This is a genomic window from Duganella sp. FT27W, from assembly GCF_009295655.1.
Classification (GTDB): Bacteria; Pseudomonadota; Gammaproteobacteria; order Burkholderiales; family Burkholderiaceae_D; genus Rugamonas; species Rugamonas zoogloeoides.
Genome location: NZ_WHIV01000005.1, coordinates 43,852 through 68,929, shown reverse-complemented (window position 1 = coordinate 68,929; position 25,078 = coordinate 43,852). Strand labels below are relative to the sequence as shown.

The following is a 25,078-nucleotide window of genomic DNA, read 5'->3' as shown; positions in this document are numbered from 1 at the left end:
CGGCAGTGCGCGGAACCATGCCTGGCCGGAATCGGTCGCGGAAGCTGGCTGCAGAGGGGCTGGCGGAGGGACGGAAAGGGCAGGCCGGACATCAACGCGGCGGCGCCAACATGTAAATAAGAATTATTCTCATTGTAGCGTTGATGGTGCTTTGATGCAATCCTTGCATGGTTGGCTGACGGTTGTTCGCCGACCATCCTGAGGTAAAATGACGGCCATTGTCCGTCCGGACCCTGCCCTATCACCGCTTCCACAGGTTCATCATGCTAGATAATCTTACCCAACGCCTTGCCAAGGTGGTTAAAACCATGCGCGGCGAGGCGCGTCTGACCGAGGCCAACACCGCCGAGATGCTGCGCGAAGTGCGCATGGCGCTGCTGGAGGCCGACGTTGCGCTGCCAGCGGTGCGCGAGTTCATTGCCCGCGTCAAGGAAAAAGCCATGGGCGAGGAAGTCATTTCCTCGCTGTCGCCAGGCCAGGCGCTGGTCGGCGTGGTGCAGCGCGAGCTGGCCAGCCTGATGGGCGCCGACCTCGGTCCCGAAGCGACCCAGCTGAGCTTTGCCCAGCAGCCGCCCGCCATCATCCTGATGGCCGGTCTGCAAGGTGTGGGTAAGACCACCACCGTCGGCAAACTGGCCAAGTACCTGAAGGAAGAGAAGAAAAAGAAAGTGCTGACCGTGTCGGCCGACGTCTATCGTCCCGCCGCGATCGCCCAGCTGCAATCGGTCACCGCGCAAGTTGGCGCCGACTTCTTCCCGTCCACCGCGCAGGACAAGCCGGTCGATATCGCACTGGCCGCACTGGACTGGGCCAAGAAGCACTACCACGACGTGCTGATCATCGACACCGCCGGCCGTCTCGGTATCGACGAAGAAATGATGAAAGAGATCGCTGCCGTGCACAGCGCGGTCAAGCCGATCGAAACCCTGTTCGTGGTCGATGCCATGCTGGGCCAGGATGCGATCAATACCGCCAAGGCCTTCAACGACGCCCTGCCGCTGACCGGTATCGTGCTGACCAAGCTCGATGGCGATTCGCGCGGCGGTGCGGCGCTGTCGGTGCGCCATATCACCGGCAAGCCGATCAAGTTTGCCGGCGTGTCGGAAAAACTCGACGGCCTCGAAGCGTTCGACCCGGCCCGTATGGCCAGCCGCGTGCTGGGCATGGGCGACATCATGGCGCTGGTGGAAGAGGCGCGCAAAGGCGTGGACAGCAAGGCCGCCGCCGACCTGGCCAACAAGATGAAGAGCGGCGCCAAGTTCGACATGAACGACTTCAAGGCGCAGCTGGGCCAGATGAAAAAAATGGGCGGCATGGCCAGCCTGGTCGATAAACTGCCGGCACAGTTCCAGCAGGCGGCCGGCAACGCCAACATGGGGCAAGCCGACAAGCAGGTGCGGCGCATGGTCGGCATCATCGATTCGATGACGCCGCAGGAACGCGCCAAGCCGGAACTGATCAAGGCCACCCGCAAGCGCCGCATCGCGGCCGGCGCCGGCGTGCAGGTACAGGAAGTCAACCGCATGCTCAACCAGTTCGAGCAGATGCAAACCATGATGAAAAAGCTGTCCGGCGGCGGCATGGCGAAGATGATGCGCTCGATGAAAGGCATGATGCCGGGCATGCGCTAAGCGTGCGGCAAACCCGCTGAAAACCGCGCCAATACAGGGAAAAACCCCAGTACACGCCCCTCCGGGGTGCACTGGCGCGCATAGCCACACAATTACGTGGTGTTTCCAAGCCAAAACGCGAAAAACACTTGCATAAGGCCTAAATCCCCACCAATATTAGCCGGTGCGATCAATTGCGCAATTTTCCATGTGTTCGTTAAGGAGGCTCGAATATGGCAACAGCCAAAAAAACCCCAGCAGCACCCGCTAAGAAGGCCCCGGCCGCAGCCGCAGCCGACAAACCGGCCCCTGCCAAAAAAGCAGCCGCACCAAAAGCAGCCGCCGCAAAAGCAGACAAGCCAGCAGCTAAATCAGCCGACAAGCCAGCAGCGAAAAAAGCCGCCGCCCCTGCCGCACCGCGCAAACCGAACGCCGCCTTCATGAAGGCGCTGACCCCGTCGGCATCGCTGGCAGCCGTGGTAGGCGAAGCACCGCTGCCGCGTACCGAAGTGACCAAAAAAGTCTGGGATTACATCAAAAAGCTGGACCTGCAAGATCCGGCCAACCGCCGCATGATCAATGCCGACGACAAGCTCAAAGCTGTGTTCGGTGGCAAAGCCCAAGTTTCGATGTTTGAAATGACCAAGCTCATTTCCGACCACCTGAAATAATCCTCAGCGCTGCGGCCCCGCAGCCGCGCCGGGATGCCCCCACCGCTCACGCGCTGGGGGCATTTCTTTTTGGAGGTCGCAAACGGGGATAGTTTGCTATTTCCAGTTGTTCCAGGCCTTGAGTACCGCGTTCGGATAGTCGGGCTTGCCCCGGCTGCCGTTGTAGCGGCCCAGCGCCAGGTACAGGTTGCCACCTTCCATGTCGATGTACATGCGCAGGATCGCGCAGCCGTAGCGCAGGTTGGTTTGCATGTGGAACAGGGCGCTGCGGTTGCGGTCGCCGATTACATTGGTCCAGAACGGCATTACCTGCATGTAGCCACGCGCGCCGGCAATCGATACCGCGTACTTGCGGTACGCCGACTCCACCTGGATCAGCCCCAGCACCAGCCCCGGATCGAGCCCGGCGCGGCGCGATTCGTACCAGGCGGTGGCGAGGAATTCGTTGCGGGTCTGGTCGTCGGGCAGCTTGCGCTGCAGGCGCGCCGACATGGTGGCCAGCCACATTTCGTAGCGCTGGCGGTCGGCGTCGTTGCGGAAGGTGGGTCGCGGCGGCGTCGGGTCCTTGATGGCGTTGGCCAGCGCCACGCGGACGGAGTCGGCGAGCGCTTCCTCCTTCTGGTTGCCGGCGGTGGCGGTGTCGGACAATGCCAGCATCGCCGCCAGCACCACCGTGCACCACCAGCCGCTGCGCCGTCGTTCCGGCGCAGGCCGGAACCCAATTTCTGCCTGCACCGACGCAGCAACTGGATTCCCGCCTGCACGGCGGTCCGCCGAAGCGGAACGACGATTCATGCTCACTGGCCGAGTTTGCCTTGAACGAAACTCAGGATGTCTGCTACCGGCACGGCAGTTGCCTCGGCATCGCGACGGCCTTGATACTCGAGGTTGCCCTCCTTCAGGCCACGATCACCGATCACCACGCGGTGCGGCACGCCGATCAGTTCCCAGTCAGCAAACATCTGGCCCGGACGCAGACCACGGTCATCGACAATGACGTCGATGCCGGCGGCCACCGCATCCGCATACAGCTTTTCAGTCGCTTCCTTGACCGCCTCGCTGCGGTCCATGCCCATCGGGCACAGCACCAGTTCGAACGGCGCCAGCGACGTCGGCCAGATGATGCCCTTGTCGTCGAAGTTCTGTTCGATGGCCGCGCCCAGGATCCGGGTGATGCCGATGCCGTAGCAGCCCATCTGCAGCGGCGCCGGCTTGCCGTTTTCGTCGAGGAACGTGGCCTTCATGGCGGCCGAGTACGCGGTGCCCAGCTGGAACACGTGGCCCACTTCGATGCCGCGTTCGATGGTCAGCACGCCCTGGCCGTCCGGCGAGGCATCGCCTTCGACCACGTTGCGCAGGTCGGCCACGATCGCTGGTTCCGCCACATCGCGGCCCCAGTTGGCGCCCGTGTAATGGTAGCCGGCGTCGTTGGCGCCGCAAATAAAATCGGCCATGTTGGCAACCGTGCGGTCGGCCACCACGGTGACTGGCGCCTTGGTGCCGATCGGGCCCAGGTAGCCGGGTACGCAGCCATAGACTTCGGCGATTTCTTCTTCGGTCGAGAAGCGGTGACCGGCCAGGCCGGCCACCTTGGTGACCTTGATCTCGTTGAGTTCATGGTCGCCGCGCAGCAACAACATGAAATACTGTTTAGCTGCTTTGCCGTCTTTTTCCGTTTCCACGGTCAGCGCCAGGGTTTTCACGGTGTGCGACAGCGGCAGACCCAGTTGGGCGGCGACCAGTTCGCACTTGGTGGCGTCTGGCGTGGCGACCTTGGTCAGCGCCTGGGCGGCAGCTGCGCGCTCGGCGGTGGCTGGCAGCGCTTCGGCCGCTTCCATGTTGGCGGCGTAGTCGGAGGTCGGGCAATACACCAGCGCGTCTTCGCCGGTGTGGGCGATCACGTGGAATTCGTGCGAGCCGGTACCGCCGATAGCGCCGTTATCGGCCGCTACCGCACGGAACTTCAAACCGAAACGGTTGAAAATACGCACATAGGCGTCATACATGATCTTGTACGAAGCTTGCATGCCGGCCAGGTCGCGGTCGAACGAGTACGCATCCTTCATGGTGAACTCGCGACCGCGCATCAGGCCGAAGCGTGGGCGGCGTTCGTCGCGGAACTTGGTCTGGATGTGGTAAAAATTCAACGGCAACTGGCGGTAGGACTTGATCTCCGTGCGCACGACGTCGGTAATCACTTCCTCGGCCGTGGGCTGGAACGCGAATTCGCGGCCGTGGCGGTCCTTGACGCGCAGCAGTTCGGCGCCCATCTTGTCCCAGCGGCCCGTCTCCTGCCACAGCTCGGCCGGCTGAATCAGCGGCATCAGCAGTTCGACAGCGGCGGAACGGTTCATCTCTTCGCGCACGATGGCTTCGACCTTGCGGATCACGCGCAGGCCGATCGGCATGTACGTGTAGATGCCCGAACCGAGGCGCTTGATCATGCCTGCACGCATCATTAACTGGTGGGAGACGATCTCTGCATCGGCTGGTGCTTCTTTAAGCGTGGAAATAAAAAAACGTGAGGCGCGCATACGGTGAATTCTTTTTAAAAAGAGAGAGTTATAATCAACCTAATTTTAAAGGATTAGCTGGCTGATGCGTCCATACTTTATACAAATGCGTTCAATACATGGCCCTTCGACCGATTTCGTACCGCGGAATTCCCGCCGAAGCGTCTTTTTGTGGGCAAAAATATAAGCAGGGAGCTCAGTCGCAGAAAGTTTGAGGTGCAATATGCTGGATCGTGAAGGGTTTCGGCCCAACGTCGGCATCATCCTGCTTAACGCCCAGAACGAGGTGTGGTGGGGCAAGCGGGTGCGCGAGCATTCATGGCAATTTCCACAAGGTGGTATCAAGTACGGAGAAACGCCTGAGCAGGCGATGTATCGGGAGCTGGAGGAAGAAATCGGTTTGCGGGCCGAGCACGTCAAGATCGTCGGTCGCACGCGCGACTGGTTGCGTTACGAGGTGCCCGACCATTTTATCAAGCGGGAAATCCGTGGCCATTACCGTGGTCAGAAGCAGATCTGGTTCCTGTTGCGCATGTGTGCGCGCGACAACGACGTCAATCTGCGCCTGACCGACCACCCCGAGTTCGACGCCTGGCGGTGGCACGAGTACTGGGTGCCGCTCGACGTCGTCATCGAGTTCAAGCGCGATGTGTACCAGCGCGCGCTGCAGGAACTGTCACGGTTCCTCACCTGGCCGCCCAACGGTCACGAGCGTCGCCACGGCTCGCGCTACCTGCGTCAGCCCCGCGCGGGTGCAGGTGCCGGCGCCGAAGTGGAGCGCCGCGCCCAGGTGGCCGCGCAGGTTGCCGAACCGTCGGCCATCAGCGCACCGCCTGCGATCATCAAGACCGGCAGCTAAGGTCTGGCAAGGTCCCCTCCCCGGCATGCAGATGCCGGGGAGGGTACAATGTCGCCATCATGTTCAATCCCTCTTCCGACGATGTGCGCCGCTTCTTTTGCGAGGTTTTTCGCAAGCAGCGCGCCAATGAAATCCTGACCCCGCTCGAAGCGATGGCAGCCGACTGGGTGCGCCACCACCCCGAACACCACGACGTGCTGGCCGACGTCGAGTCCGCGCTGGGCCGCAACTATTCGGTCGAAGGCGCGCAGGCCAATCCCTTCCTGCATCTGTCGATGCACCTGTCGATCGACGAGCAGATCTCGATCGACCAGCCGCCCGGCATCCGCGACGCCGCCACCGCCCTCACCCTCAAGCTCGACGACGCCCACGCGGCGCAGCACGAAATCATGGAATGCCTGGGCGAAATGATCTGGACCGCCCAGCGCAACGGCACGCCGCCCGACGGGCTGGCGTACGTCGAGGCGATCCGCCGCCGTATCCGATAAGCATCCGCCAGGCATCCGCTAATCGCATAAATCGTTTCCCCAATGCAAAAGGCCACGCATCGCGTGGCCTTTTTACTGTAGCGCCTGGCTTAGTTGGCGGCTGCCACCGGCACCACGGCCGGACCTGGTTGCGCGTTGCCGGTCTCATCGAGCGTGAACGCTTTCAGGCCCAGCACCGAGCTGCTGTACTGGCGAATCTTGTTAGCCAGGACCGGATCGTTGTTCAGCTTTTGACCATACGATGGCACCATGGCCTTCATCTTGGCATCCCATTCCGGCGTGGCCAGCTTGGCCCTGAACGCGGTTTGCAAGACCTTGATCATGATCGGTGGCGCGGTCGATGCGCCTGGCGAAGCACCGAGCAGGGCCACGATGCTGCCATCGGCCGAACCGACAACTTCGGTACCGAACTGCAGTACGCCGCCTTTTTCTGGCAGATCCTTGACGATCTGCACGCGCTGACCAGCGTTTTGCAGGGTCCAGTCTTCCATTTTCGCTTCCGGCAGGTATTCGCGCAGCGTGGCCAGGCGGTCTTCCGGCGAGTTCAGCACTTGTTGAATCAGGTACTTGGTCAGCGGAATGTTATCCCAGCCGGCTTGCAGCATCGGACGCACGTTGCCGGTGCCGATCGACGCTGGCAGGTCCACCCACGAACCGTTTTTCAGGAACTTGGTCGAGAACGTTGCGAACGGTCCGAACAGCAGTGCTTTCTTGCCGTCGATGATGCGTGTATCCAGGTGAGGTACCGACATCGGTGGCGAACCAACCGACGCCTTGCCGTACACCTTGGCAGCATGCTTTTCCACCAGTTCCGGATTGGTGGTCACCAGCCATTGGCCGCCGACCGGTACGCCGCCGTAGCCCTTGGCTTCCGGGATGCCCGATTTTTCCAGCAGCGGCAGCGAACCGCCGCCGGCGCCCACGAACACGAACTTGGCGCGCACGGTTTTCACGGCGTTGGTATCGAGGTTCTTGACGGTGACGTTCCAGTTGCCGTCGGTGCCGCGCTTGATGTCTTCCACTTGCGTACGCAGGTTGACGGTGGCGCCGTGCGAGTCGGTCAGGTGCTTGACCAGCGCGCGGGTCAGGGTGCCGTAGTTGACGTCGGTACCGATGTCCATGCGGGTGGCGGCAATCTTTTGCGACGGATCACGGCCGGTCATCACCAGCGGCGCCCATTCGGCGATCTTGGCCGGGTCTTCCGAGTACAACATGCCCTTGAACAGGTTTTCCTTTTGCAGTGCAGCATAGCGCTTGCGCAGGAAATTGATGTTGTCATCACCCCAGACAAAGGCCATGTGCGGCACATTGTTGATGAAGGTGGTCGGCGCGCCGAGGTAGCCGTTCTTGACCTGGTAGGCCCAGAACTGCTTCGACACTTCGAACTGTTCGTTGATATCGACTGCTTTCTTGGTCTCGATGTGGCCGTCGGCCGCTTCCGGGGTGTAGTTCAGTTCGGCAAATGCCGAGTGGCCGGTGCCGGCGTTGTTCATCGCGTCCGAGCTTTCGGCAGCCACTTTGTCCATGCGCTCGTAGAAGGCCATGGTCAGGGTGGGGTCGAGTTCCTTGAGCATGGTGCCCAGGGTGGCGCTCATGGTGCCGGCGCCGATCAACAGGACGTCGACCGGTTTGTCGTCGGTCGGTGCCGGCGACTTGCTGCATGCGGCCAGGATCAGGCACGACATCAGGATAAGAATTGACTTACGCATACGTAACTCCGTTGTGGTGATCGTGATGGACAGTGCGGCCGGCCATTGCCAGGGACGATGAAAAGGTATCGTAGGTGGCTGTCTGCCGCTGAGGCGGATGAGGGGGTGACGGCTGCCGGCGCAAGCACGCACAAGAACGCGCGCGTGTCCATAGTTAAAATCAAGGATATCGATTTTAGCAGTGTCCACCCGGGGCGAAAATGGGGATAACACTTACGCAAAAGGTGTGAAACTACGTAGTTACTAACCGCAGCAAGATGCAAAAAAGCCACGACAACCAGTGGCTGGCGTGGCTCTCAGGAGCGTCAATCGGTCAGCGGTGGACGGCCATCGTGCCTGGCAAACTATGCAGGTAAGCAGCCAGATCCTTGATGTCCTTGTTGCTCAGCGGCTTGACCTGGCCCGTCATGATGGCGTTGTTGCGGCCATAGGCGCCATCGCCGCGCTTGTAGGCGACCAGTGCATGTTCGAGGTAGTCGCGGTGCTGGCCGGCCAGTTTCGGGTAGCTGGGATCGAGCGGCGTGTTGTAGTCCTTGCCGTGGCAAGTGAAGCAGTTGTACTTGTCGGCCAGCGCCTTGCCGTTGGCCACGTTACCGGCGGCCTGGGCCGTCATGGAGATGGCGCCGCAAACGAGCGCCACAACTAAAGCTTTGAGATGATTCATTTTGCGCTCCCGGCCCTGGTTTGCTGCGCATAGAATGCGGCGACGTCGGCAATGTCCTGGTCAGACAGGCTGGCGGCAATGCCGCGCATGCTCGGATGCTTGCGGTCACCTTTTTTGTACGCTTGCAACGCCGCCTCGATGTATTTGGCGCCCTGCCCGCCGATCATCGGCACTTGGTAAACTTCCGGGAAGGTGGCCTTGTAGCCAGGAATGCCATGACAACCGATGCACATTTCGATCTTCGCTTTGGCGGCCTGGGCATTGCCCACGATTTCCGCCGCCGTGCCCACTTGGGTGAAGCTGACTAAGACAAGTAGTGCTGTGATTTTTTTCATGGTCTTTGCTAGGTGGGTAATCGACGCAGCTGCTGCGCGTATTCAGAACCTACTGCCGAAAGCGAAACTTGACTTTTGCACTACCAGTGCAGGGATTCTAACCTAACAAATTTGACAAAGCTACACAGTATCGTCGCTGGAAACAACACCGGCGGCGCTGTCTTTTGCAGTGCAGCGTAAAGCGCGCCAGTCCCTTTCTCCACTATACTTGGCCCCATCGTCCACACCCCGAGACCCACGCATGCAAGCCACTCCCCGCTTTGAAGGTTCCGACCAGTACGTCGCCACCGCCGACCTCAAACTGGCGGTCAACGCCGCCCTCACCTTGCAGCGTCCGCTGCTGATCAAAGGTGAGCCCGGCACCGGCAAAACCATGCTGGCCGAAGAAGTGGCCGCCGCGCTCGACATGCCGCTGATGCAGTGGCACATTAAGTCCACCACCAAGGCCCAGCAGGGCCTGTACGAATACGACGCCGTCTCGCGCCTGCGCGACTCGCAACTGGGCGACGAGCGCGTACGCGACATCCAGAACTACATCGTCAAGGGCGTACTGTGGCAGGCCTTCACGGCGCCGGAACCGGTGGTGCTGCTGATCGACGAGATCGACAAGGCCGACATCGAATTCCCCAACGACTTGCTGCGCGAACTCGACCGCATGGAGTTCTACGTGTACGAAACGCGCGAGATGGTGCGCGCCGTGCACCGGCCGCTGGTGATCATCACGTCCAACAACGAAAAGGAATTGCCCGACGCCTTCCTGCGGCGCTGCTTTTTCCACTACATCCAGTTCCCCGACCGCGACACCATGGCGCGCATCGTCGAAGTGCACTACCCGAATTTGAAAAAAGAGCTGCTGGCGCAGGCCCTGCAAACCTTTTACGCGGTGCGCGACGTGCCGGGCCTGAAGAAAAAGCCATCGACGTCCGAATTCCTCGACTGGCTCAAACTCCTGATGGCCGAGGACATCTCCCCCGAAGAACTGCACGGCACCGACCACAAGGCCAGCGTGCCGCCGCTGCATGGCGCCCTGCTGAAAAACGAGCAGGACGTGCACCTGTTCCAGCGCCTGGTGCAAATGGCAAGGACCAACCGCTGATGAAAGAAATCGCTCCCGTCACCCTGGAACTGCACGGCGTGCGCCTCGAACCACTGGCGCCGCACCACGCCGAAGGCCTGCGCGCAGCAGCCACCGACGGCGAACTGTGGACGCTGCGCGTGACCTCCGTACCCGAACCGCACGACGTTGACGGCTATATTTTCAAAGCGTACGAGATGCGCGGCAGCCGGCTGGCGTTTGCCGTGGTCGATGCCGCCACCGGCGCCGTCATCGGCACCACCAGCTACCACGACATCGTGCCCGCCATCGGCCGTCTCGAAATCGGCTACACCTGGTACGCCAAAAGCCGGCAGCGCACGCACGTCAATACCACCTGCAAGCTGCTGCTCCTGACGTACGCGTTCGAAACGCTGGGCGCGGCGCTGGTCGGCCTGCGCACCGATAACTTCAACCACGCATCGCAGGCCGCCATCGAACGCCTGGGCGCCAAGAAGGACGGCGTGCTGCGCCACCACGCCGTGCGCCGCGACGGCACCGTGCGCGACACCGTCATGTACAGCATCGTTGCCGGCGAATGGCCCGAGATCAAGGCCCAGTTGCTGTACCGGCTCGCGCGCCACGGCCGGAGTTAAACATGCTGATCGATTTCTTCTTCACTTTGAAGGACGCCAAAATCCCGGTGTCGATCAAGGAGTTCCTGACGCTGCTCGAGGCGCTGCAAAAGAATGTCATCGACACCTCGCTCGACGATTTTTACTACCTGGCGCGCCTGACGCTGGTGAAGGACGAAGCCCACTACGACAAGTTCGACCGCGCCTTCGGCCTGTACTTCAAGGGCATCGCCGCCAACTTCGACGAGAAAAGCCAGATTCCGCTCGACTGGCTGCTGCAGCGGATGAAGCGCGAGCTGACCGACGAGCAAAGGGCGCAGCTGGAAAAATTCGGCTACGACAAGCTGATGGACCGGCTGGCCGAACTGTTAAAAGAGCAGAAAGAGCGCCATGAAGGCGGCAGCAAATGGATCGGCACCGGCGGCACGTCGCCGTTCGGCCACGGCGGCACCAACCCGGAAGGCATCCGCATCGGCGGCAAGGGCGGCAACCGCACGGCGGTCAAGGTGTGGGAAGAACGCGCGTTCAAGGACTACGACGGCGAGCGCGAAATCGGCACCCGCAACATCAAGGTGGCGCTGCGCCGGCTGCGCAAGTTTGCGCGCGAAGGCGCACACGAGGAACTGGCGCTCGACGCCACCATCCACGCCACGGCCAGCAACGCCGGCTTCCTCGATCTGAAAATGCAGCCGGAGCGCAAGAACAACATCAAGGTGCTGATGCTGTTCGACGTGGGCGGTTCGATGGACGACCATATCGAGCGCACCGAGGAACTGTTTGCAGCGTCGCGCACCGAATTCAAGAACATGGAGTTCTATTACTTCCACAACTGCGTGTACGACTTCGTGTGGAAGAACAACCGCCGCCGCCAGTCCGAGCGCTTTGATACCTGGGACATCCTGCGCAAGTACCCGCCCGACACCAAGCTGATTTTCGTTGGTGACGCCACCATGAGTCCTTACGAGGTGCTGCACCCGGGCGGTTCGGTCGAGTACAACAACAAGGAAGCCGGCAGCGAGTGGCTCACGCGCTTTACCAACGCGTTTCCGAAGTTCGCGTGGTTGAATCCCGAGCCGGAAGGGTTGTGGCAGTACCGGCAATCGATCGCCATCATCCGCCAGTTGATGAACAACCGCATGTATCCGATTACCATCGATGGACTGGAGCGGGCGATGCGGGCGTTGAGCAAGTAGCGGGGCAATTAACTAAGCCGGCAGCTGCAAGCGGTAGCCGACCGCCGTCTCGGTCAGCAAGAACTTCGGCTGCGTCGGATCTGCTTCGAGCTTGTGCCGCAGGTGGCCCATGTAGATGCGCAGGTAGTGGCCGTTCTCCGACTGCGACGGCCCCCACACGGCGCGCAACAGCTGCGGGTTGGTCATCACCCGGCCCGCGTTGGCCACCAGCACCGCCAGCAAACGGTACTCGGTGGGCGTCAGGTGCACGTTTTCTCCGCCGCGAGTCACGCGGCGGTTTTGCAAATCCACGGCCACGTCGCCGAACGCGATCAGGCCGTCCTGGCTGGCCGCCGGCTGGCGCTGGCGGCGCAGGGTCGCGCGCACCCGGGCCAGCAGTTCCCCCACGCCGAACGGCTTGGTTAAATAATCGTCGGCGCCGGCATCGAGCGCGCGGATCTTGTCCGCTTCGTTGACCCGGGCGGAGAGCACGATCACCGGCACCGTGGACCATTTGCGCAAGTCCAGCACGAAGTCGATGCCGTCGCCGTCGGGCAGACCCAGGTCGAGCACGATCAGGTCCGGCTTGCGGGTGCCGGCGTCGATCAGGCCCCGTTGCAGCGTGGCCGATTCGAACACCTGCCAGCCCTCCTCTTCCAGCGCGGCGCGCACGAAGCGGCGGATTTGCGGTTCGTCTTCCACCAGTAAGGCGGTGGGTGTGGTGATATGGTCCGTCATGCGCGCTCCGGCTTGTGTTTCTGCTCCGGTTCCGGGGCTGGTTTTGGCTCCGATTCCGGCTCTGGTTCAGGCTCCAGCTCCGGCATGGCCGGCGGTGTGCCCAATGGCAGGGTAAAGGTGAAGGCGGCGCCGCCCAATGGTGACGCGTGCGCGGCGGCGCTGATGCGGCCGCCGTGCGCCTCCACGATGGCGCGACAGATCGCCAGCCCCAGGCCCACGCCCGGCTTGGCCGATTCGCGCTCGCCCCGCGTAAATTTTTCAAAGATCGCTTCCTCGCGGCCCGGCGGCAAGCCGGGGCCGTCGTCGGCGACGGTGATATTGATCCACTGGCCATGCAGCGCAGCGCCAATTTCAATGGTCGATCCGGGCGGCGTATACTTGGCGGCGTTTTCCACCAGGTTGGCCAGCACCCGCTCGATCAGCACGGCGTCGTAGCGCAGCAGCGGCAAGTCCTTGGGCAACTCGGTGCGCACGTGGTGGCCGGTCAATTGCGAACCGCTGGCGCGCAAGGCGCTGCCCACCACTTCTTCGAGCGGCTGCCATTGCAGGTTGAATTTCACTTCGCCGCTCTGAATGCGCGCCATGTCGAGCAGATTGGCCACCATGGCGCTCATGCGCAGCGCCTCGTCGTGCAGCGCCTCGGCCACCTCGCGCTGGGGGTCGGGCAGCGGCGGTTTGGCGCCGGCCAGCGATTCGGACAGGCCCACCAGCGACGTCAGCGGCGTGCGCACATCGTGCGACAGCGCCGCCAGCAGTGAATTACGCAGCCGCTCGGACTCCATGTTGACCAGCGCATTCTGCGCCACCTCGATGTAGTGCACGCGCTCGAGTGCAATCGCGGCCAGCGCAGCAAAGGTGTCGAGCTGCTGGCGTTGTTCGGGGATCAGGAGCCAGCGCTGGCGCAGCGGCGCAATCGCCAGCACGCCCCGGGTGCGCATCGGTGCCACCAACGGTAAATAGAACAGGGCGCTGGCCGGCAGGGTATCGGTGCCCAGGCCCGCGCTTTCGGCGTTGTCGAAGGCCCACTGGGCGATGCCGATATCGAGCACCATGCCGGCCGGCGGGGGCAGCAGGCGGCCGTCGGCGTCGGGCAGCAGCAAGATGGCGCGGGCACGGAAGGCGTTTTCGATGAAGCGGCGCGTGGTGTCGAAGATCTGTTCCGTTTGCAGGGCGCCCGACAGTTCGCGGGCAAACTCGTACAGCGCGCGTGAACGCTTCTCGCGCTGCGCCGCCACTCGCGCCTGGAAGCGCAGACCTGACGTCAAATGGCCGGTGATCAGGCCCACGGCCAGCATCACCACGAAGGTGATCACATACTGGAAGTCCGACACGGCAAAGTCGAAGCGCGGAGAAACAAAGAAAAAGTCGAAACAAGCCACGCTTACGCAAGTAGCCACCACCGACGGCCCACGTCCGAACCGCACGGCCGTGAGCAGCACGCCGAGCAGGAACAGCATGGCGATATTGGCCAGGTCCAGCCAGGCCAGCAGCGGCATGGCGGCCAGTGCGATGGCGAAGCTGGCTGCGACAGCGACGGCATAGCCGGTGGCGCGCTGCTGGTGCCACGGCAGGCGCGCTGCACCGGGCACGCGTAGGTCGCCGCGCTCGCCGTAGCCGTCCTCGCGGCCACCGGGGTCGAGGTCGGCGTCGGCCGTGGCATCGGCGCCCCACGCGCTGCCGGTGCTGGCGGCACGTGCACCCGCCGGTGTGTCGATGCTGGCAGCGCCGATTTCGACCAGGTCGAGGTCCGGCGCATAGCGGGCCAGCCGCTTGATGTGCGGGGTTTGCCACGGCAGCGACGACCGCGAACGGCCCAGTACGAACTTGGACAGGTTGTGGCTACGTGCATATTCCACCGCCGCCAGCGCCACGTCGCGGCCCGGCACCACGGCAGTGGTGGCGCCCAGGTCCTCAGCCAGCTTCAGTGTGCGCAGGATCTGCTCGCGTCGTGCGGCCGGCAGCTTTTGCAGCGCCGGCGTCTCCACGTAGATCGCGTGCCAGTCGGTACCGAGCTGGCCGGCCAGGCGCGCCGTGCTGCGCACCGTGTGTTCGGCGCCCGGATTTGGTCCCACGCACGCCAGCAGCGCGGCGCCGGTTTTCCAGATGTCGGCAATCGACTGCTCCACGCGGTAGGCGCGGACGTCGTCCTCGATGCGGTCGGCGGTGCGGCGCAGCGCCAGCTCGCGCAGCGCGATCAGGTTCCCCTTGCGGAAGAAGTTTTTCGACGCCCGCTCGGCCTGCGGCGCCTGGTACACCTTGCCGGCCTTCAGGCGCGCCAGCAGTTCGTCGGCCGGCAGATCGACCAGCACCACCTCGTCGGCCTGGTCGAACACGGTGTCGGGCACGGTCTCGCCCACGCGGATGCCGGTGATGCCGCCCACCACGTCGTTGAGGCTTTCCAGGTGCTGGACGTTGACGGTGGTCAGCACGTCAATACCGGCGTCGCGCAGCTCTTCCACGTCCTGCCAGCGCTTGGGATGGCGCGAACCGGGCGCGTTGGAATGTGCCAGTTCGTCCACCAGGATCAGCGGCGGATGGCGCGCCAGCGCGGCGTCGAGATCGAATTCGGCGAGCGTGCGGCCACGATGTTCGACCGCGCGCGGCGGCAGCACGTCGAGGCCGGCCAGCATGGCGGCGGTCTCGCTGCGGCCATGGGTTTCCACCACGCCGACCAGCACCGCATGTCCGTCGGCTTGCAGCTTGCGGGCGGCAGCCAGCATGGCGTAAGTCTTGCCCACACCGGCCGACGCGCCGAAATAAATGCGCAGCTTACCGCGCGCGGCGCGCCGCTCCCCCGCCTGGACTTGCGCCAGCAAGGCGTCGGGATCGGGGCGCGAACTATCGTGGGGGATGGACATGCGGCGATTCTACCTTGGATTGATCAACGGCCGGTCTGGTCGAGCGCCAGGTTCAGCGCCAGTACATTCACGCGCGGCTCGCCGAAAAAGCCGAAGTATTGCGGCCGCGTGTGCTGCTCGATCAGCGCCAGCACCTGGTTGGTGTTGAACTGGCGGGCGGCGGCCACGCGCGCAGCCTGGTAGCGGGCGGCAGCCGGGCTGATCTCGGGATCGAGGCCGCTGGCCGACGCGGTGACCAGGTCCACGGGAATCGTCTGGGTGTTGCCGGGATCGGCCGCCTTGAGGGCCTCGATACGGCCTTTGACGGCATCGATCAGCGCCGCGTTGGTGGGACCAAGGTTGGTGCCGGACGAACCGGCGCCGTTGTTGGGCATCGGACCGGTACCCGACGGACGGCCCCAGAAGTACTTCGGTGAGCTGAAGGACTGGCCGATCAGCGACGAGCCGACGGTTTTGCCGTCAACCTCGACCAGGCTGCCCGCAGCCTGGGACGGAAACACGGTGGCGGCGACGCCGGAGACGGCGAGCGGGTACAGCACGCCGCAAAGAATGGTGAGGGCGCCGAAGATGACGACGGCGGGACGGAAGTGGGAGGTCATAGGTATTCCAGTTAGTTTAGTTACCGTTAGCCCCGTCATCCTCGCGAACGCGGGGATGACAAGTCAGCGGGCAGTGATCATGGTTATACGAGGTGCAGCATCGCCAGCACCATATCAATCAATTTGATACCCACGAACGGCAAAACGATCCCGCCCAGCCCATACAGCAGCAGGTTGCGGCGCAGCAGCGCCACCGCGCCGATGGCCCGGTACTTGACGCCCTTGAGCGCCAGCGGGATCAGCACCACGATAATCAGCGCATTGAAAATCACCGCCGACATGATCGCCGACGACGGGCTGGCCAGCTGCATCACATCGAGCGCCTTCAGTTGCGGATACGTGCCCACGAACGCCGCCGGGATGATGGCGAAGTACTTGGCGATGTCGTTCGAGATCGAGAACGTGGTCAGCGCGCCGCGCGTCATCAGCATCTGCTTGCCGATTTCGACGATTTCGAGCAGCTTGGTCGGATTCGAATCGAGATCGACCATGTTGCCAGCCTCCTTGGCAGCCTGCGTGCCCGAGTTCATCGCCACCGCCACGTCGGCCTGCGCCAGCGCCGGGGCGTCGTTGGTGCCGTCGCCGGTCATCGCCACCAGGCGGCCTTCGGCCTGGTATTTGCGGATCAGCTTTAATTTGTCTTCCGGCGTGGCTTCGGCCAGGAAGTCGTCCACGCCCGCTTCGGCGGCAATCGCGGCGGCGGTCAGCTGGTTGTCGCCGGTGATCATCACGGTCTTGATGCCCATGCGGCGCAGTTCACCGAATCGCTCCTTGATGCCGCCCTTGACGATGTCCTTCAATTCCACCACACCCATCACGCGGCCACCGTCGGTGACCACCAGCGGCGTGCTGCCCCGGCGCGAGATATCGTCCACGGCGCGGCCCACTTCGGCCGGGTAGGCATTGGGCTGGCCGAGCGACTCGACGTAGCGGCGCACGCTGTCGGCCGCGCCTTTGCGCACGGCCCTCGCATCAGGGCCGATCCCGATATCGACACCGCTCATGCGGGTTTGCGCGGTGAACGGCACGAACACGGCATTCAACGACGCCATCTCGCGTTCGCGGATGTTGAACTTCTGCTTGGCCAGCACCACGATGCTGCGCCCTTCCGGGGTTTCGTCGGCCAGCGACGCCAGTTGCGCCACATCGGCCAGCTGCTGCTCGGTCACGCCGGGCGCCGGCACGAAGCTCGATGCCTGGCGGTTGCCGAGCGTGATGGTGCCGGTTTTATCGAGCATCAGCACATCGACGTCGCCCGCCGCTTCCACCGCGCGGCCCGACGTGGCGATCACGTTGGCCTGCATCATGCGGCTCATGCCGGCCACGCCGATGGCCGACAGCAGGCCGCCGATCGTGGTCGGAATCAGGCACACCAGCAGCGCGATCAGCACCGTGATGGAGACCGGCGTGCCCGATTGTGCCGCCTGCACCGAGAACAGCGAGAACGGCAGCAGGGTAATCGTCACGATCAGGAACACGATGGTCAGCGCCACCAGCAGGATCGTCAGCGCGATCTCGTTCGGGGTTTTCTGGCGCTTGGCGCCTTCCACCATCGAGATCATGCGGTCGAGGAACGTCTCGCCCGGATTGACGGTAACCTTGACCACCAGCCAGTCCGACAGCACGCGGGTGCCGCCGGTGACCGACGAAAAGTCGCCGCCCGACTCGCGGATCACGGGCGCCGATTCGCCGGTGATCGCGCTTTCGTCGACCGAGGCCACGCCTTCGATCACTTCGCCGTCGATCGGAATCACGTCACCGGCTTCCACCAGGATGTAATTGCCCTTGCGCAGGTCGGTGGCCGGCTGCGGCAGCCAGGTGGTGCCGTACTTGGGCGAGGCCAGCTTCTTGGCGCTCACGGTTTGCTTGAGGTTGCGCAGCGACGCGGCTTGCGCCTTGCTGCGGCCTTCGGCCAGCGCCTCGGCAAAGTTCGCAAACAGCACCGTGAACCACAGCCAGACCGAGATCGCCAGGATGAAACCGGCCGGCGCCTCGCCCTGGCCGAACAGCGCCTGCAGGTACAACAAGGTGGTGATGATGCTGCCGACATACACCACGAACATCACCGGGCTGCGCACCTGGGTGGCAGGGCTGAGTTTTTTGAACGAGTCGGCAATCGCCGGCAGCAGCAGTTCGCTGTCGAACAGGCGCAGTTTTTTAGGCGCTGGATTGGCGGGGTTCGTAAATAGCGTCATTTCTTTTGGAGTCGTTGACATGATGAGATCCTGCGAATTAATGAGCAAACATCTGCAAGTGTTCAACCACGGGACCGAGCGCCAGCGCCGGCACGTAATTGAGCACGCCGACCAGCACCACCACGCCGATCAACAGGCCGATGAACATCGGGCCGTGGGTGGGCATGGTGCCGGCGTTGGCGCCAAGGCGCTGCTTGCCGGCCAGCGAACCGGCCACCGCCAGGATCGGCACGATCACGGCAAAGCGGCCAAACCACATGGCCACCGCCAGCAAGGTGTTATAGAACGGCGTGTTGGCGGACAGGCCGGCAAAGGCGCTGCCGTTGTTGTTGGCGGCGGAGCTCAGGGCATACAGCACCTCCGAGAAACCGTGGGCGCCGGGGTTGAGGATGCCGGCGCGGCCCGCGTCGGTCATCACTGCCAGCGCGGTACCGGCCAGCACCAGCGTCGGCGTGACCAGGATGGCGATCGACGTCATCTTCATTTCGTAGGCCTGGATTTTCTTGCCCAGGTATTCCGGCGTGCGGCCGATCATCAGGCCGGCAATGAACACGGCCAGGATGGCGAAGATCAGCATGCCGTACAGGCCAGAACCGACGCCGCCGAAAATCACTTCGCCGAACTGCATCAGCACCATCGGGATCATGCCACCGAGCGGCGTGAACGAATCGTGCATGGCATTGACGGCGCCGCACGAGGCAGCAGTGGTCACTGCCGCAAACAGGGTGGAGGCGCTGATGCCGAAGCGCGTCTCCTTGCCTTCCATATTGCCGCCCGATTGCAGGGTGCTGGCTACCTGGTCGATATTGAGCGCCTGCAGCGCGGGGTGGACCTGCTGTTCGGCGCCCATCACCACCAGCGTGGCGGCGACGAACAGCACCGTCATCGCGCCGAGCACCGCCCAGCCCTGGCGGCGGTCGCCGACCATGCGGCCGAACGCGAAGCACAGGCCGGCCGGAATCAGGAAGATCGCCAGCATCTGCACGAAGTTGGTCAGTGCGGTCGGGTTTTCATACGGATGGGCCGAATTGGCGTTGAAGAAGCCGCCGCCGTTGGTACCCAGCATCTTGATCGCTTCCTGTGACGCCACCGGGCCCATGGCCAGGGTTTGCGTGCTGGTGGTCAGGGTTTCGGTGACCGGTTCGCCCTTGGCATCCTTGAGCGGCTGGTTGTCGGCGTCCACTTTTGGCTGGGTGTACGTGACCGGTTCGATCAACTGCACTTGTTTATATGCCGAAAAGTTCTGGATTACGCCCTGTCCGGCCAGGAAGACCGCCAGGATCACGGACAACGGCAGCAGCACGTACAGGGTCGAACGGGTGACGTCGGCCCAGAAGTTACCGATCGATTTGGTCGAGCGCGACGAGAAGCCGCGTATCAGCGCATAGCACACGGCGATGCCGGTGGCGGCCGAGAAGAAGTTCTGGCCGGTGAGCACCAGCATCTGGGTCAGGTAGCTCATGGTCTGCTCGCCACTGTATCCCTGCCAGTTGGTATTGGCGACGAAGCTGACTGCGGTATTGAAGGCCGAATCCGGGCTGACATTGGCCAGGCCCTGGGGATTGAGCGGCAGGAAGGCTTGCAGGCGTTGCAGACCATAGACTGCGACGGCGCCGAGGGCATTGAATGTCAACAGCGCGACGGCATAGGCTTTCCAGCCCTGGCCCTGCGGCTGGCCTTCTTTATCGGCGATGCCGGCGGCGCGGTACAGCAGGCGCTCCGCGCCACCGAGCCAGCCCATGCCGGGCACACGTGAGCCATCGCCTACGCGCGCCAGCAGCACGCCCAGCGGCCAGGCCAGCGCCAGCAGCACGGCCAGGAAGGCGACCAGCAGCAGTATCGATTGGGTGGTCATCACAGTTCCTCCGCTTTGAGCAGCGCCAGCACCAGGTACACCAGCAGCCCGGCGGACGCGATGCCGCCAATCAGATAAAAGATGCTCATGGCTGGCCTCCCAGCTTGTCGCAGCCGGCGGCCATCGCCCAGATCGCGGCGGTAAAGGCCACGATCACACCCATAAATATAAAATCCATCACACCCTCGAAGGTCTTGTTTTGATGGATGAAAGGTTAGCGGCAGGGGTCTAAAGATTTTGTAAAGACTTCGGTGGCCGGTGTAAACAAACCGTAAAAATCGCCGTCTTTTACGGTTTGTTTACGAGTGCGTGGCGACTCTTTAGACCATTTTTACGGGCGCCGGCATAGGCTGGACCTGTCTTCCACCACCTGTAAAGATCATGAATACTTCGTTTCGCGGCATCTGGGTGCCGCTGGCCACGCCCATGGACCACGGCGAGATCGACTTGCACCGCCTGCAGACGCTGGCCGACCGCCTGATCGCCGGCGGCGCCCACGGCCTGGTCGTCTGCGGCACCACCGGCGAGGCGCCGCAGCTGGACCTGGCCGAGCAATCGGCCGTGCTGTCGGCAGTGCTGGAAACGGCGCACCGTCGCTGTCCGGTCCTGATGGGCGTGGGTGGCAGCGACACCCATGCCGCCGCCGCCAAGGTCCGCGAGTTCGACGACACTGAGCTGGCCGGCTACCTGGTCGCCACGCCCGCCTACGTGCGGCCATCGCAGGAAGGCCTGCTGCGCCATTTCGAGACGATCGCCGACGCCACCGATCGCCCCATCGTGCTGTACAACGTGCCGGCGCGCACGGGCGTGAACCTGGAACTGACCACCGCGCGCACGCTGGCGCAACGCCCGCAATTTGCCGCCATCAAGGAAGCCGGCGGCAGCCTGCAACGGATGGAAGAACTGGTACGCCACACGCCGCTGGTCATGCTGTGCGGCGACGATGCGCTACTGTTCGCGGCCCTGTGCGCCGGCGGTCAGGGCGCCATTTCCGCCTCGGCCCACATCCGCGTCGACCTGTTCGTGCAAATCTACGACCTGGTCCACGCCGGCCACCTGGCCGAGGCCATGACCGTGTTCGACCACCTGCTGCCGGTGATCCGCCTGCTGTTCTCGGAACCCAATCCCGCGCCCCTGAAAGCAGCGCTGGCGATGCAGGGATTGCTGCGCGACGAGCTGCGCCTGCCCATGACGCCAGCCAGCGATAGCTGCCGCACCCAATTGGCCGCCGCGCTGGCGGCGCTGGACGCCATACCGGCGTATCATCGCCACGAGGAGGTAACCGCATGATCGTCGCACTCACCGGTAACACCGAACACGATGGCAACCACGCCGTCTCCGACCTGGCCGAGGAACTGGCGCTGCTGCGGGTAGCCGCCGGCAACCGCGTGCTGCTGGTCTGCCCCGAACCCTGCGCCTACGATCCCCAGCTCTACGACGACCTGGTGATCGATGCCTCGCGTGATGGGACGTCGCTAGCCGGCGCCGCTGTCATCGTCGCGCTGCTGCGCCGCGCCGACCTCGAACACCAGAACCACGCACCGCTGCTGGCCCGCCTGCGCGCCGCCAGCGCGGCCAACCCCGGCGCGCGGATGCTGGTCACCGTGGCCCACGGCAGCGAACCGCTCACGCCGCACCAGACCGGGTGCCTGCTGGTGTTCGTGGCGCAACTGCCCGGCGCGCGCCTGGCCGACACTTTAGTACTCGACCACGACACCTATCATTCACACCACAGCGCCTTCGAGGCGGATGCCTACAAGACCGCCAACGTGCTGTGCGCGCCCGAGGTGCGCCATTTGTATCGCCAGGTATTCAGCAACAGATAAGCAATAGATAAAAAAGCGGGCCGGGCGGGTATTACCCGACCGGCCCGAGGAAGGAAAGTACGCTGATCAGAAGGTCTTGCTGATCGTGAGTACCAGCGCGGTCTTGCCGGTGAACTTGCCGTTGGCCGGCGACGCATACGCCGTCTTGCTGGCGTTCGTCCCCACCACGGCCAGCGCACCGGTGACGATGCCGAATTCTTTGGTCGCGCCCACTTTCCAGTCGGTGTAGTCGGCCGCTTCGTTGTTCTTCACCTTCTGGTGGCCGGCGTGCAGGTTGATGATAAAACCTTCGCCTGCCTCGATATTGGCGCCCACGTCGAGATAGCCGCTGTTCTTGCTGTCCACGAAGCCGAACAGGTTGGTTACCGCGTGCGAGTATTTGACGTACGCGGGGCCGACGCCCAACTGGCCATACACCTCGGTGGTGTCGGCGTTGACAAAGCCGGCCACATTTTTCAGGCCGTTCGACGGGTACACATAGGTGAGCACACCGACGTCGTAGGAAACGGCATCGCTCACCTGCCCGCGCTTGCCCGCGTAGATGTCGAGTTCCACGTCGCCGTCACCGCCGGCATCCTTGGTCCACTTGATCGACGACGCCCAGGCGCCGATATACAAGCCGGTGGGATTGTTGACGTAATCGGCGCCGCCCTGCACCGCCGGCTGCAGACGCGTTTGCGAGATGCCGCGATAGCGGTAGTCGGACACCACGGCGGCGTTGAAGCTTACCTCGTTATCGGGCTTGGCGGCTTCCTGGGCCTGCACCGTACCGGCGGCAAGGGCAGCGCTCAATGCGGCGGCCAGTATCAATTTGTTCATGTTGCGCTTTCTATTAGTAGTGGGATGTCTGAGTGAATCGCCCGAACTCCGCGCCGGGCAGCGACTGCATCACCGCGTCCATCACCGGCGCGACCATGGCCGCACCCACGCACAGCCACACCTTCATGCGGGTGCCGTGTTCGCAGATTTCGATGCGGATGAATTCGAGCGAATCGCCGCAGATGCGCGTGACCATGCGGCGCAATTGGGTGACCGATGCTGCATCGACCTTGAGCGTCATCACGCAAGGGAAGTGATTCATGGCGGCTCCGATGAGGGTTAAGCGATGGAGCCAGCTTATCGGGCAGCCCGTAAAAACGGTCTAAAAAGACGGGGGCCTCTTGTAAACATCGTGTATAAATTGCCGCTGTTTGCCCCGGTTGAGGATAGAATACGCAAACACGCGCAATTAGCTGTACATATACCCAGTACATGAGCCCAGTAAATAAGCCCAGCACATAAACCCAGTATCGACATTATCAGCTTGATCACGTATGGCCACTAAAAAACCAGTTTCCGACTATAGCGAATCATCCATCCGGGTCCTCAAGGGCCTGGAACCAGTCAAGCAGCGCCCGGGCATGTACACCCGCACCGAGAACCCGCTGCACATCATCCAGGAAGTCATCGACAACGCCTCGGACGAAGCACTGGGCGGCCACTGCAAGAACATCATCGTCACCCAGAACGCCGATGGCAGCATCACGGTGGAGGACGACGGCCGCGGTATTCCGGTCGGATTGCACCCCGAAGAAGGCGTGCCGACGGTGGAAATCGTGTTTACGCGACTGCACGCGGGCGGCAAGTTCGACAAGGGTTCGGGCGGCGCGTACGCGTTCTCGGGCGGTTTGCACGGCGTGGGCGTCTCCGTCACCAACGCGCTGTCCAAGCGCCTGGAGATCACCGTCTGGCGCAAGGAACCCAATGGCACCGGCCTGCACCACCTGGTGTTCGAACATGGCGACGTGGTCGAGCCGCTGACGTCCGTGGTCGCGCCGCGCGATGGTAAAAAGTCCGGCACCCGCGTCACCGCCTGGCCCGATGCCAAGTACTTCGACTCGCCGGCCATCTCGCAAACCGAGTTGCAGCGCCTGCTGCGCTCCAAGGCCGTGCTGCTGCCCGGTGTGACCGTCACGCTCACCAATGCCAAGACCGGCGAATCGCAGACCTGGCAGTACAACGACGGCCTGCGCGGCTATCTGACCGAAGCGCTGGCGCAAGCCACCGATGGCGAAACCCTGATTCCGCTGTTCGAAGGCGCGCAGTTCGCCGGCCCCGACGCCGAAGGCTTTGCCGAAGGCGAAGGCGCGGCATGGGTGGTGGCGTGGACCGAACAAGGCGCGGTAGTGCGTGAATCGTACGTGAACCTGATCCCCACCCCCAACGGCGGCACCCACGAATCGGGCTTGCGCGACGGCCTGTATGGCGCCGTCAAGAACTTCGTCGAGATGCACTCGCTGCTGCCGAAAGGCGTCAAATTGCTGCCCGAAGACGTGTTTGCGCGCGTGTCGTTCGTGTTGTCGGCCAAGGTGCTGGACCCGCAATTCCAGGGCCAGATCAAGGAGCGCCTGAATTCGCGCGATGCGGTGCGGCTGGTTTCGACCTACTCCAAGCCGGCGCTTGAACTGTGGCTCAATCACCACGTCGATTACGGCAAAAAGCTGGCCGAGCTGGTGATCAAGCAGGCGCAGTCACGTCTGCGCTCGCTGCAGAAAGTGGAAAAGAAAAAGTCGTCGGGCGTGGCGGTTTTGCCGGGCAAGCTGACCGACTGCGAATCGACCGATGTCACCCGCACCGAATTGTTCCTGGTCGAGGGTGACTCGGCAGGCGGTTCGGCCAAGATGGGCCGCGACAAGGAATTCCAGGCCATCCTGCCGCTGCGCGGCAAGGTACTGAATTCTTGGGAAACCGACCGTGACCGCCTGTTCGCCAACAACGAGATCCACGATATCTCGGTGGCGATCGGCGTCGATCCGCACAACGCCACCGATACCCCGGACCTGTCCGGTCTGCGCTACGGCAAAATCTGCATCCTGTCCGATGCGGACGTCGACGGCTCGCATATCCAGGTCCTGCTGCTCACGCTGTTCTTCAAGCACTTCCCGGGCCTGATCGCCAACGGCAATATCTGCATCGCCCGCCCGCCTTTGTACCGCGTCGATGCGCCGGCGCGCGGCAAGAAGCCGATCCAGAAGCTGTATGCGCTCGACGCCGGCGAACTGGTGGCGATCGAGGACAAGCTGCGCAAGGACGGCTTGAAAGAAGGCGCCTGGTCGATCTCGCGCTTCAAGGGCCTGGGCGAGATGAACGCCGAGCAGTTGTGGGAAACCACGATGAACCCGGACACGCGCCGCCTGTTGCCAGTCGCCCTGGGCGAGTACGAGCACGGCGCCTCGGCCGCACGTTTCAATATGCTGATGGGTAAAGGCGAAGCCGCCGCCCGCCGCGCCTGGATCGAAGAACACGGCAACGAAGCCGAAGCAGACATCTAATACGAAC

Annotated in this window: 23 protein-coding genes; 10 read left to right on the top strand and 13 right to left on the bottom strand. The window is 63.1% G+C overall.

Features of this window, described 5'->3' with window-relative positions; translation table 11 throughout:
* Positions 1-263 precede the first annotated feature (263 nt).
* Both ffh and F8197_RS22295 read left to right on the top strand, forming a co-directional pair.
* On the top strand, positions 264-1,631 hold the full coding sequence (gene ffh, locus F8197_RS22300; protein WP_026637523.1) for a signal recognition particle protein: 1,368 nt from the start codon (positions 264-266) through the stop codon (positions 1,629-1,631).
* A gap of 212 nt (positions 1,632-1,843) precedes the next feature.
* A complete protein-coding gene (locus F8197_RS22295; protein ID WP_019923150.1) occupies positions 1,844-2,281 on the top strand; it encodes an SWIB/MDM2 domain-containing protein in 438 nt (145 codons plus the stop codon).
* A 96-nt stretch (positions 2,282-2,377) separates the two neighbouring features.
* Here F8197_RS22295 and F8197_RS22290 read toward each other — a convergent pair whose 3' ends face one another.
* Complete coding sequence (locus tag F8197_RS22290) at positions 2,378-2,938, bottom strand: lytic transglycosylase domain-containing protein (protein WP_152884561.1); 561 nt, start codon at positions 2,936-2,938, stop codon at positions 2,378-2,380.
* A 140-nt stretch (positions 2,939-3,078) separates the two neighbouring features.
* Positions 3,079-4,815: a proline--tRNA ligase gene (locus F8197_RS22285; RefSeq protein ID WP_152883714.1), complete on the bottom strand. Its 1,737-nt coding sequence runs from the start codon at positions 4,813-4,815 to the stop codon at positions 3,079-3,081.
* Positions 4,816-5,017: 202 nt separating this feature from the next.
* Here F8197_RS22285 and F8197_RS22280 point away from each other — a divergent pair, with 202 nt between their 5' ends.
* Complete coding sequence (locus tag F8197_RS22280) at positions 5,018-5,653, top strand: RNA pyrophosphohydrolase (RefSeq protein ID WP_056137792.1); 636 nt, start codon at positions 5,018-5,020, stop codon at positions 5,651-5,653.
* Positions 5,654-5,712: 59 nt separating this feature from the next.
* Positions 5,713-6,141 (top strand): DUF1841 family protein, encoded by a 429-nt coding sequence (locus tag F8197_RS22275; protein ID WP_152883712.1) that lies wholly within the window; start codon positions 5,713-5,715, stop codon positions 6,139-6,141.
* Positions 6,142-6,230: 89 nt separating this feature from the next.
* On the opposite strand, the gene mqo is transcribed toward F8197_RS22275, so the two are convergent.
* The 3 genes from mqo to F8197_RS22260 form a co-directional block, all read right to left on the bottom strand.
* Positions 6,231-7,850 (bottom strand): malate dehydrogenase (quinone), encoded by a 1,620-nt coding sequence (mqo, locus tag F8197_RS22270; protein ID WP_152883710.1) that lies wholly within the window; start codon positions 7,848-7,850, stop codon positions 6,231-6,233.
* Between the two features lie 313 nt (positions 7,851-8,163).
* Positions 8,164-8,514 carry a cytochrome c gene (locus F8197_RS22265; protein WP_152883708.1) on the bottom strand — a complete coding sequence of 117 codons (351 nt, stop codon included), beginning with the start codon at positions 8,512-8,514 and terminating at the stop codon, positions 8,164-8,166.
* On the bottom strand, positions 8,511-8,849 hold the full coding sequence (locus tag F8197_RS22260) for a cytochrome c (protein ID WP_056137799.1): 339 nt from the start codon (positions 8,847-8,849) through the stop codon (positions 8,511-8,513). Before F8197_RS22260 ends, F8197_RS22265 begins: the two co-directional genes overlap by 4 nt.
* A 241-nt stretch (positions 8,850-9,090) precedes the next feature.
* Between F8197_RS22260 and F8197_RS22255 the strand changes: the two genes are divergently transcribed.
* Genes F8197_RS22255 through F8197_RS22245 form a run of 3 tightly spaced genes read left to right on the top strand, consistent with a single transcriptional unit; the run spans position 9,091 to position 11,710 of the window.
* Positions 9,091-9,945: a MoxR family ATPase gene (locus F8197_RS22255; protein ID WP_152883706.1), complete on the top strand. Its 855-nt coding sequence runs from the start codon at positions 9,091-9,093 to the stop codon at positions 9,943-9,945.
* Positions 9,945-10,538 carry a GNAT family N-acetyltransferase gene (locus F8197_RS22250; RefSeq protein WP_152883704.1) on the top strand — a complete coding sequence of 198 codons (594 nt, stop codon included), beginning with the start codon at positions 9,945-9,947 and terminating at the stop codon, positions 10,536-10,538. The genes F8197_RS22255 and F8197_RS22250 overlap by 1 nt, the downstream gene beginning before the upstream one ends.
* Before the next feature lie 2 nt (positions 10,539-10,540).
* Complete coding sequence (locus F8197_RS22245; RefSeq protein WP_152883702.1) at positions 10,541-11,710, top strand: VWA domain-containing protein; 1,170 nt, start codon at positions 10,541-10,543, stop codon at positions 11,708-11,710.
* 12 nt (positions 11,711-11,722) lie between these two features.
* Here the strand turns inward: F8197_RS22245 and kdpE are convergent, their stop codons facing one another.
* From kdpE to F8197_RS22215, 6 genes are all read right to left on the bottom strand, one after another.
* Positions 11,723-12,427 (bottom strand): two-component system response regulator KdpE, encoded by a 705-nt coding sequence (gene kdpE / locus F8197_RS22240; protein ID WP_152883701.1) that lies wholly within the window; start codon positions 12,425-12,427, stop codon positions 11,723-11,725.
* Positions 12,424-15,285, bottom strand: coding sequence for a DUF4118 domain-containing protein (locus F8197_RS22235; protein ID WP_152883699.1), 2,862 nt, complete (start codon positions 15,283-15,285; stop codon positions 12,424-12,426). The genes kdpE and F8197_RS22235 overlap by 4 nt, the downstream gene beginning before the upstream one ends.
* Before the next feature lie 23 nt (positions 15,286-15,308).
* A complete protein-coding gene (gene kdpC, locus F8197_RS22230) occupies positions 15,309-15,884 on the bottom strand; it encodes a potassium-transporting ATPase subunit KdpC (RefSeq protein ID WP_152883697.1) in 576 nt (191 codons plus the stop codon).
* An 83-nt stretch (positions 15,885-15,967) separates the two neighbouring features.
* Positions 15,968-18,079 (bottom strand): potassium-transporting ATPase subunit KdpB, encoded by a 2,112-nt coding sequence (kdpB, locus tag F8197_RS22225; protein ID WP_152884559.1) that lies wholly within the window; start codon positions 18,077-18,079, stop codon positions 15,968-15,970.
* A gap of 37 nt (positions 18,080-18,116) precedes the next feature.
* A complete protein-coding gene (kdpA, locus tag F8197_RS22220; protein ID WP_152883696.1) occupies positions 18,117-19,934 on the bottom strand; it encodes a potassium-transporting ATPase subunit KdpA in 1,818 nt (605 codons plus the stop codon).
* Complete coding sequence (locus F8197_RS22215; protein WP_019923168.1) at positions 19,934-20,023, bottom strand: potassium-transporting ATPase subunit F; 90 nt, start codon at positions 20,021-20,023, stop codon at positions 19,934-19,936. Before F8197_RS22215 ends, kdpA begins: the two co-directional genes overlap by 1 nt.
* A gap of 292 nt (positions 20,024-20,315) precedes the next feature.
* Between F8197_RS22215 and dapA the strand changes: the two genes are divergently transcribed.
* Entirely contained in the window at positions 20,316-21,224 is a 909-nt protein-coding gene (dapA, locus tag F8197_RS22210; protein ID WP_152883694.1) for a 4-hydroxy-tetrahydrodipicolinate synthase, read from the top strand.
* The gene (locus F8197_RS22205; RefSeq protein WP_152883693.1) at positions 21,221-21,760 is read left to right on the top strand and encodes a hypothetical protein; all 540 of its coding nucleotides are present in this window, start codon (positions 21,221-21,223) and stop codon (positions 21,758-21,760) included. The genes dapA and F8197_RS22205 overlap by 4 nt, the downstream gene beginning before the upstream one ends.
* Positions 21,761-21,826: 66 nt before the next feature.
* Here F8197_RS22205 and F8197_RS22200 read toward each other — a convergent pair whose 3' ends face one another.
* Complete coding sequence (locus F8197_RS22200) at positions 21,827-22,579, bottom strand: TorF family putative porin (RefSeq protein ID WP_152883692.1); 753 nt, start codon at positions 22,577-22,579, stop codon at positions 21,827-21,829.
* Between the two features lie 13 nt (positions 22,580-22,592).
* Positions 22,593-22,841, bottom strand: a complete 249-nt coding sequence (locus tag F8197_RS22195) for a hypothetical protein (protein ID WP_227012372.1) — start codon at positions 22,839-22,841, stop codon at positions 22,593-22,595.
* 232 nt (positions 22,842-23,073) lie between these two features.
* Here F8197_RS22195 and F8197_RS22190 point away from each other — a divergent pair, with 232 nt between their 5' ends.
* Positions 23,074-25,071, top strand: a complete 1,998-nt coding sequence (locus tag F8197_RS22190) for a DNA topoisomerase IV subunit B (RefSeq protein ID WP_019923174.1) — start codon at positions 23,074-23,076, stop codon at positions 25,069-25,071.
* Positions 25,072-25,078: the final 7 nt, after the last annotated feature.